We start from the raw sequence: 8,256 nt of genomic DNA, 5'->3' as shown, positions 1-8,256 counted from the left end.
CGCCCTGGTCAAATATCGGCGGAACACATTGCAACATTGCCCCGGAATACATGGTCAATTTCAGCGGTATACCCACGTACGCCCACGAAGCTGATCATACCTATTTAAAACATCGTAAGATTTGGGGATGGTTAAAGTTCATAAAAGCTTAGGTTGCTCCTGGAAAATCAACACTTAAAATAGTTGCTTGCTAAATTGAACTTTATCAGCCTGCTTTTTTGATGTGTTCCGCAATACCATACGAAAACACATCAACAAATTTGAAGCTATAATAGAAGTTGATAATGATGGAGTTGTGATCAACTACCCAGCATTATTTGAGAGAACGATGATTTTAGAAATAACAAAGCCCGACACTCCTGTGTCGGGCTTTGTATTAGTTATGTGGCACGAATGATTCTTTGACAACCTGCCATCGCCCTGATAAATATTCCCAGATCAACGTAATAAACTTTCTTCCTGACGGTCCACCTTGTTCCAGATCACGGGTGATGATCACCATACCCATGCTTTCATCACAAACAGCGTAATGAAACTCGGCTTTGGTAGAAAGTGGCGCCGCATTTGAATCTTTGTTTCCCTGAACAAAACCTACAAGCTGTTCTTTGTTCATGGTATCTACTACGCCATTTTCATCTACTTTAACTATCAGCAATTTATCAGCATAAATTTGCTTCACATAGGGTACATTAAAATGTGTGGCTTCGTAAATGAGCTCTTTAGTTAATTCAATTAATTGCTCGCTGTTCATTTTTTTAACTTTTAGAAATTGATACAAATAGGTTAAGCAAAAGCCCGATACGTTATCGTATCAGGCTTTTTTATCCTCATCGTTGATTTTCAGGCAATGCTATCCATTCTGCATAATGGGTTTTGCCCAGGGAAACAGCAGCTTCGGGCACTATGGTATCAGCAGTAATTGGCGCTCCTGAATACAGGGCTTGCGGATCTGACGATACCTCGTAGTTTTTATGTGTTGCCTGCAAATATTGTTTCACCCATGCAGCCATATCATATTTTTCAGGTCCGCCTATTTCCAGGATCTTATTAGCGGGTTGCTCTAATGCTGTTTTGGCCATAAAAGCGGCTACATCTTTGCTCGCAATTGGCTGAATATTAGCTGCTGGTACTATTACTTTGCCATCAACCATACTCATGCCCACAATACCGCCGGCAAATTCAAAAAACTGTGTGGCATGCACAATGGTATAGGGAATACCCGATGCTTTGATCATATCTTCCTGCACTTGTTTAGCGCGGAAATAACCACTGGCCTGTAGTTTTTGAGTACCTACTACCGATAGGGCGATATGGTGCTGCACCCCTGCCGCCTTCTCTGCAGGTAATAGGTTTTCGTTAGCGGTTTTGAAAAAATTCATTACCGGAACATCATCAAAGGAAGGTGAGTTAGATACATCTATCACAACGTTTGCGCCTTGCAACACTTCTTTTAAACCTTCGCCGGTTAGTGTATTGACACCATTGTTGGGTGAAGCGGCAATCACTTCGTGCCCGCTCTGTTGTAATTGTTTTACTGTTTGGCTACCAATAAGGCCGGTACCGCCGATTACTACTATTTTCATGGTCTGTAATATTTAAGGTTAATTTTATATTACAAAGATGGAAATAGCCTGGCCGCAAAAACTTAAGCTGGTTTAAGAAACATAGAGGTCCTGGTAAGTCTTTAAAATATCCATTGAAACACCCATGTAACTGGCAAAAATGGGATCAGGAATTCTTTGGATCAATTCGGGATAGGTGTTCCTGAAATAGCGATAGAAATCCTCTTTAGATACCGTAGCAAATGTTTTTTGTTTCATTAAGGCCGCTCCATAGGCACGTTCATGAATTTTATTGAAATATAATGCCAGCAAAGGATATTGTAACAGTAGTGATTCGTAGTTTTTTCTGCTCATGCAGGTAATTTCCGAATCTTCTATCGCCGCAATTGAGTAAACAGCAAGTTTACCATCGGCAAAAGTCTTATAATCGGTTATCCACCAGTTTTCCAGTGCAAAATGTATTACCTGTCTTTCTGCCTTATCTTCATAAAATAAATACAGGCAACCTTTATTAACAAAATAAATGGTATCACAAATCTCGTTTTCGCGCAAAAGCAATTCTTCTTTTTTTACCATTCTGGTGTGGAGGAAGGGCGCTATTTTTTCCTGTGTTACAGTAAAGCCAGGAACAAGTTTTTGGATATGGTAATATAGTTGTTCGGTCATGAATTATTTTTTCCCCCTTACTTTCTTTTTTCTTAATTCGCTCAGATACTCTGGTGTAAAGCCTAAAAAGGATGCTAATACTTTTTGTGGTATCCGCTGAATAAATTCAGGGTATTTGGATTGAAACAGTTCATAAAATTCGTCTTTGGGCATTCTGGAAATCATCCGGATACGCAGTAACGACGCCGCGTATGCCCGCTCGTAAACCAATCGGAAATAATTTTCGATAACGGGAAACTTTGCCAGCATCAATTCATAATCAGAAGCTGTTATAGCCATTACCTCAGTTGCCTCTAATGCCTGGATGGTGTATCCTGATTTCTGACCGGTCCGAAAAGCGTTCAAATCCGTCATCCACCAGTTTTCCAACGCAAATTGCAGTGTTTGTTCTACGCCATTATAATCTGTAAAATACAAACGAAGACATCCTTTTACTACAAAAAAATATAACAAACAACGCTTGTCTTCTTCCTGTAAAATATCTTTTTTTCTAAATGTTTTTGTTTCAAAAAAGGGTAATAGACTATCTTCTTCTATCCCGTGACTGGAAGTGATTTTTTGAATGTGTTGTATAAGTGGATGCATTTGTTTGTAGAAACAATATCCAAATATAAGAAACAACGGAGAATCTCCGGACTGGGTTAAAAGCTGCCATGCAGAGTATCGCCTTCATCAATTTATTTTCACATAGAATTACTCATCACTTAATCCTTTTCCGCTTAGAATTTGCAGCATATATTTTTCGACCCTCGCTTCGCGGGTTTTGGATTGTTTGGGTTTAGAAAAATGGAAAATGTAGGCTCTTTGCCTCCCAGGCGTTAATGTTTCAAAAGCGGTTTTTAAGGCCGGAATCTTATCCAGTTTACTTTGAAATTCGTCGGGGATGGGGAATTCATCAGTTTTTTTCAATTCCACCTTCAAACCAGCTTTTTCTACTTCTATAGCTTCGTGAATACAAGCTTTAAGGATGGGTTTCTGCTCTGTTATTTCCAGAACATTAGTGAACCGGATTTGCCGCGCAGCTTGCACATTCTCCGTTTGCTGGATCAGGAGCCCATCGGCATTATTTAATAAGGCACCTTTGAAAAACAAAAGGGCACAGTATTCTTTAAACACATGTATTAAAACAATATTGCGTTCCTGAAAGGTGTAACAGGGGCAACCCCATTTTAATTCTTCGGTAAGTCCACAGTCAAGTACGATCATTCTTAACTGATCCAGTTCCTCCTGCCACTTTTGGGCTTTATTAAAATAAAAATCAACCTTATGATTCATACCATTTCTTTTAATTGCACACATAACTCAAACCCTTAATGAACCCCGGAAACCCCTCGCGGCATAATAAGATTCCGCGCCATTATGATACATAAAAACAGTATCATACCTGCGATCGCAAAAGATCGCTCCACCCAATTTCCTGATATCGGCGGGCGTTTTTACCCAGCTCGATGTTTTGGTATCAAACTTTCCCAGTTTCTGCAGCTCCCGGTATTGTTCTTCCGTTAAAAGTTCAATCCCCATATCCCGTGCCATTTCCACAGCGCTGTTTTCCGGCTTATGTTCTTTCCTGGCCTCCAATGCTTCGTGGTCATAACAAACGCTCCGGCGACCTTTGGGGCTTTCTGCCGAGCAGTCATAAAAAATGTATTCGTCCGTCTTTTTATCATAGCCAACAACATCCGGTTCGCCACCAGTTAGTTCCATTTCGTCAAGTATCCAAAGTTTCTCCGCATTTGCTTTCAGCTTAGTTTGTACCTGAGCCCACTCCATCCCTTTATGGCGGTTCATATTTTTCTCAAAACGGACTTTCAGCACATGCAGTAATTCCTCGCATTGTTCTGGCGACAATTGCTTTTTATTGTTTTTCATGTTTTTTATAGGTCTATATTATTCTGGTTAGCAGGATTTGTTATTTAAATATACATCAACCTTAGGTTTCATGCTATTCATTTATCAGTTTACCGAAATGATCTTCCGGTTAGCAGGTCTTAAATACCAGGATAAAACAGTAAAAACAGCCAATAAAAGCGGAGCAACTATTTGGCCTGAGATGTTATTGCTGGCGATATGTGAAATTACAGCACCTGTCATCACAAAAAATATACCTGCGTATGCCCATTCCTTTAGTAATTTAAATCCTGGAATCAGTATCGCAATTATGCCCAGCATTTTCCAAATACCTATAATTGAAATAAAGTAAGTAGGATATCCCAGCGGCTTAAATCCCTTCAGCACTCCCTCAACCTGCATTGCCTGAGCCAATCCGCCCGAAAAAATACAGAAGGATAATATTGCCGTAATTATCCAATACCAAAGTGTTTTTTTCTTTTCCATTTTGAGCTATTTTAATTTGTTTACGATGCTTTGCAAGCGGTTATGTGCCATGTTAATACCCTGGGCAAAGGGCAGCTGCAACATTTGATCACGCAGAGCAGTTGATTTATACACAACATGCATAGTGAGTTTGCTGGTTTCTCCGGTAAGTTGCTTAAATTCCAAAAACTCAAGTTGAATATCAAATGGTGTATTCTCCATTTCAAATGTCCGCGTGATCTTTTGGTTCGGAACAAACTCGTGGATGGTGCCATTGGCCCGGAAGACGACGTTTCCCTGAGCGTCGGATGTTTCAAATTGATAGCCGCCGTGCTTTTGGTTATCCAATTTCAGCACCTTTGTGCCCATCCATTGTTCCACAAGCTCGGGCTCTTCATAGGCTTTAAAAAGCAGTTCCAGCGGTAAATCAAATTCGCGGGTGATTATTAATTCCTGTTTGCCGTTTTCGGCATGGATCTTTGTTTTTAATTCCATACTCTTCTATTTTTTGGTTTGATAATTCTTCATAATGGCTTCCAGTTTGTTAAATCTATCGTCCCACATTTGACGGAACGGTTCAATAAAATCAGCTACATCTTTCATTTTTTGTGCGTTAATGTGATAGTAAATTTCTCGTCCAGTTTGTTTTTGTTCTAATAATTCGCACTCGGTGAGTATTTGTAGGTGCTTGGAAACTGTTGGCCTGGCAGTATCAAAATTGGCTGCTATGGCACCTGCTGTTAAGGCTTGCGAAGCTAACAACAGTAGTATCGCCCTCCTGGTAGGGTCGGCTATGGCCTGGAATACGTCTCGTCTTAAATTCATTGCGTAGTCATTTGACTACAAATATATATGTAGTTATTTAACTACGCAATTTATTTGCGATTTTTTTCAAGATATTTAAACACGCTGCTATTGAGTAAGGGGATTTTGACAAAATGAGTTAACTTTATTATTTATCCCTGCACCTGATACTCTGGCAAAGGAATTTATATCGCGTGGCGTTACATTCTCTGTACCTCTCCAGGACACTCATGATGATTTGCGTGGTATCGAGCCCAAGGATATAGATGGTTATGTATAATTCTTTGGTCGCCCCCGTTAACATCTGGGGTATACCACTTCTGTGGCCCATCATAACTTTAAATAGTAAATAACTATTTCACAATAAAGCCTCTATGTGTATTCATATAGAGGCTTTATTGTTTTTATATACTATGATGTTGGTTTATTCATTTTCAACTAATCATGGCCGTGGCCTTTATCCTTGTGTTTTCTATCTTTCATCTCTCTTTTCATGTCTTTATCTCGTTCTTTGTACTCCTTTTTCATGTCTTTATCCTGTTGTTTATACTCCTTATCCTTTTGTTTATACCAGCCTTTGTGTTTACCATTATCCCAATGATCACGATATTTCTCATCCCGGCTATCCCGAATGATCAACTGATCATGCCGGCCTTTATAATTGGCATACCGGGTTCTGTAAATATTATCCCGCAACCAGGGATCTCTTTCGTTAATAACAACTTTATAGCCGCGATATAAATCATAATTTCGATAAGTAGCGGGTAAACTGACGGTTCTGATCCACCTGTTGTTTTGGTAATAAACATACTGATGGGTAGAGACGGAATAGTAAGTGTTAATGTCAGGCAGGTAATAATAATCGGCATGGTCATAACCCACAGGTCCCCATGATGGTTGACTGCCAATATTTACCCCTAAGCTGACATTGATCTGCGCGCTGCTTACCTTAGTAAAAAAACAGCAAAGCAGCATGACTGATGTGTAAATTAACTTTCTCATAATAAATAGTTTAATAGGATTTAATCTATAACGGTACTTGTTGAAAAAAGTTTAATAAAACAGGAGTAATATTTAATAAAGCCTTGTTATAAGGAAATACACAGCAAAACATAAATGTATAATTTTTAAGATGGATTCATCAGAAAATCGTCTCCTTTTAATTCGTGTTTTTAAGGGGCTATAAAATCAAGCAAGTATTCCCTGATTTTGAATAGACACTAAAATTGAAAAAGATGTGCTGTTTTTGCCGAATAGATTAGCTCGTTTGCTTTTGCAAATACAAATGGTCGCAAAATGCCCCCTCAAATTGTCATGATTGCCCCTTGCGAGCGTATCTCGTCCGTTTTAACTTAGTGCAAACATTAACATTAACCTAAAACAATAAAATGAGAAAGATCAGGATTTTCGAACATATCTCGCTGGACGGCGTGATAGAACATGATGGAGACTACACCTATGGCGCATGGACTACACCTTATAGAAGCCCTGCCGGGGCGGCAATGCTCCTGGAGGCATACGGGCCGAATTTTGACCTGCTGCTTGCCCGCCATACCTACGATATATTTAGTGGCTTTTGGCCTACTGCCGGCGATTTCCCAATGGCAAATGCTATAAACGCTGCAACAAAACACATCGTAACCCACAGGCCTGACAGCCTGGAATGGGGGCCGGTGCAGCATTTGGGCGAGGACATTATACAGGCGATTCGTGATCTCAAATCAACAGACGGCCCCGACCTGATCGTTGTGGGAAGTTCGACACTAACGTCTGTATTGCTTGACCAGGGACTGGCCGATGAGGTTGTGCTCATCACTTACCCGGTTTTGCTTGGTCGGGGTAAACGCTTATTGGCTGACAGTATTGACGCCCAGGAGCTTGTTTTTGTTGACTCGAAGAGCACCCCCACAGGTTTACTCGTTAACACTTATCGCCACGTTGGAGCGTTGAAAAAATGATCTTTCGTTAACATGGGGGAGGAGTCAAAATCCTATTAACTATCTCGCTGTCCGATTCTCTGAATCAGACACACTATACCTATAGTCTTCAAATTAACGCAATGAAAAAGGTATAAAAACAAAAGCCCTGATACGCCAGTATCAGGGCTTTGTACTCAGAGCGGGAATCGAACCCGCACTCCGTTTACGGGAACAGGATTTTAAGTCCTGCGTGTCTACCAGTTCCACCATCTGAGCAGGTGTTAACCTTTTAAAAATAAAGCCCAACTTTTTGAAGGAAGGGCTTTGAGCGAAAGACGAGATTCGAACTCGCGACCCCGACCTTGGCAAGGTCGTGCTCTACCAACTGAGCTACTTTCGCGTTGGGAGTGCAAATATAGACAGAAAACCATATTCTGCAAATACAAAACGGAAATATTTTAAAGTTTTTTATAAGTCGCTGTTTTTCAAAACTTCAGCTATCAGGTCGGCCTCGTATCCGCGGCTCATAGCGTACTGCTGTAGTTTATAACGGCGTTTATACTCATTTTTTTCGCTTACGGATGCCGCTTTTTTCTCCAGCAGGCGTGTTAGAGTGGCCAAATAGTCGTCAAGGTCAATAGTGAGTAATGCTTTTTTTATCAGTACATCAGGTACACGTTTTAGTTTCAGGCCCTGTTTTATTTTTATCCTGCCCCAGGCTTTCTGGTTAAACTTACCTTTTGCATAGGCTTTGGCAAAGCGGTCCTCATTCAAAAAATTCCCCTCTATCAGCCGGCTGATGGTTTGCTCAACGGCGTCGGGCCAAAGTCCCCATTCATAAAGCTTATCCCTAACTTCCTGCTGCGAACGTTCCTGGTAGGCGCAAAAATGTTCGGCCTTGATCAATGCTACTTCCGGGTTACTTATTTTGATTTTTTTAGGCTCGTCCATCAATGTCAAAATTCGTTAAAAATTCTTCTATTGTTAGATAA

General features: G+C 40.4%; 12 protein-coding genes and 2 tRNA genes. 1 reads left to right on the top strand and 13 read right to left on the bottom strand.

The window, feature by feature from the left end; all coding sequences use genetic code 11:
* Window positions 1-376: 376 nt before the first annotated feature.
* From AB6735_RS27300 to AB6735_RS27255, 10 genes are all read right to left on the bottom strand, one after another.
* Window positions 377-751 carry a hypothetical protein gene (locus AB6735_RS27300; protein ID WP_370999359.1) on the bottom strand — a complete coding sequence of 125 codons (375 nt, stop codon included), beginning with the start codon at window positions 749-751 and terminating at the stop codon, window positions 377-379.
* 76 nt (window positions 752-827) lie between these two features.
* Window positions 828-1,583: an SDR family oxidoreductase gene (locus AB6735_RS27295; protein ID WP_370999358.1), complete on the bottom strand. Its 756-nt coding sequence runs from the start codon at window positions 1,581-1,583 to the stop codon at window positions 828-830.
* 72 nt (window positions 1,584-1,655) lie between these two features.
* Window positions 1,656-2,228 carry a Crp/Fnr family transcriptional regulator gene (locus AB6735_RS27290; RefSeq protein ID WP_370999357.1) on the bottom strand — a complete coding sequence of 191 codons (573 nt, stop codon included), beginning with the start codon at window positions 2,226-2,228 and terminating at the stop codon, window positions 1,656-1,658.
* Window positions 2,229-2,231: 3 nt separating this feature from the next.
* Window positions 2,232-2,813, bottom strand: a complete 582-nt coding sequence (locus AB6735_RS27285; RefSeq protein WP_370999356.1) for a Crp/Fnr family transcriptional regulator — start codon at window positions 2,811-2,813, stop codon at window positions 2,232-2,234.
* Window positions 2,814-2,921: 108 nt separating this feature from the next.
* On the bottom strand, window positions 2,922-3,503 hold the full coding sequence (locus AB6735_RS27280) for a YdeI family protein (protein ID WP_370999355.1): 582 nt from the start codon (window positions 3,501-3,503) through the stop codon (window positions 2,922-2,924).
* Between the two features lie 27 nt (window positions 3,504-3,530).
* A complete protein-coding gene (locus tag AB6735_RS27275) occupies window positions 3,531-4,097 on the bottom strand; it encodes a DUF4256 domain-containing protein (RefSeq protein ID WP_370999354.1) in 567 nt (188 codons plus the stop codon).
* An 84-nt stretch (window positions 4,098-4,181) separates the two neighbouring features.
* Window positions 4,182-4,562, bottom strand: coding sequence for a DoxX family protein (locus tag AB6735_RS27270; protein WP_370999353.1), 381 nt, complete (start codon window positions 4,560-4,562; stop codon window positions 4,182-4,184).
* 6 nt (window positions 4,563-4,568) lie between these two features.
* Window positions 4,569-5,036, bottom strand: a complete 468-nt coding sequence (locus AB6735_RS27265) for an SRPBCC domain-containing protein (RefSeq protein WP_370999352.1) — start codon at window positions 5,034-5,036, stop codon at window positions 4,569-4,571.
* A gap of 6 nt (window positions 5,037-5,042) precedes the next feature.
* Window positions 5,043-5,366: an ArsR/SmtB family transcription factor gene (locus AB6735_RS27260; RefSeq protein ID WP_370999351.1), complete on the bottom strand. Its 324-nt coding sequence runs from the start codon at window positions 5,364-5,366 to the stop codon at window positions 5,043-5,045.
* Window positions 5,367-5,783: 417 nt separating this feature from the next.
* The gene (locus AB6735_RS27255) at window positions 5,784-6,347 is read right to left on the bottom strand and encodes a hypothetical protein (RefSeq protein WP_370999350.1); all 564 of its coding nucleotides are present in this window, start codon (window positions 6,345-6,347) and stop codon (window positions 5,784-5,786) included.
* A 386-nt stretch (window positions 6,348-6,733) separates the two neighbouring features.
* Between AB6735_RS27255 and AB6735_RS27250 the strand changes: the two genes are divergently transcribed.
* Window positions 6,734-7,303 (top strand): dihydrofolate reductase family protein, encoded by a 570-nt coding sequence (locus AB6735_RS27250; RefSeq protein ID WP_370999349.1) that lies wholly within the window; start codon window positions 6,734-6,736, stop codon window positions 7,301-7,303.
* Between the two features lie 152 nt (window positions 7,304-7,455).
* Here the strand turns inward: AB6735_RS27250 and AB6735_RS27245 are convergent.
* The 3 genes from AB6735_RS27245 to AB6735_RS27235 all read right to left on the bottom strand — a co-directional run bounded on the left by AB6735_RS27245 (window position 7,456) and on the right by AB6735_RS27235 (window position 8,215).
* Window positions 7,456-7,540, bottom strand: a tRNA-Leu gene (locus tag AB6735_RS27245).
* 51 nt (window positions 7,541-7,591) lie between these two features.
* Window positions 7,592-7,664 (bottom strand) — tRNA-Gly (locus AB6735_RS27240).
* A 68-nt stretch (window positions 7,665-7,732) separates the two neighbouring features.
* Window positions 7,733-8,215 carry a regulatory protein RecX gene (locus AB6735_RS27235; RefSeq protein WP_370999348.1) on the bottom strand — a complete coding sequence of 161 codons (483 nt, stop codon included), beginning with the start codon at window positions 8,213-8,215 and terminating at the stop codon, window positions 7,733-7,735.
* Window positions 8,216-8,256: the final 41 nt, after the last annotated feature.

Source organism: Mucilaginibacter sp. RCC_168 (assembly GCF_041355315.1).
Classification (GTDB): Bacteria; Bacteroidota; Bacteroidia; order Sphingobacteriales; family Sphingobacteriaceae; genus Mucilaginibacter.
The sequence above is the reverse complement of the archived record's forward strand: the minus strand, read 5'-3'. Positions and strand labels throughout refer to the sequence as shown.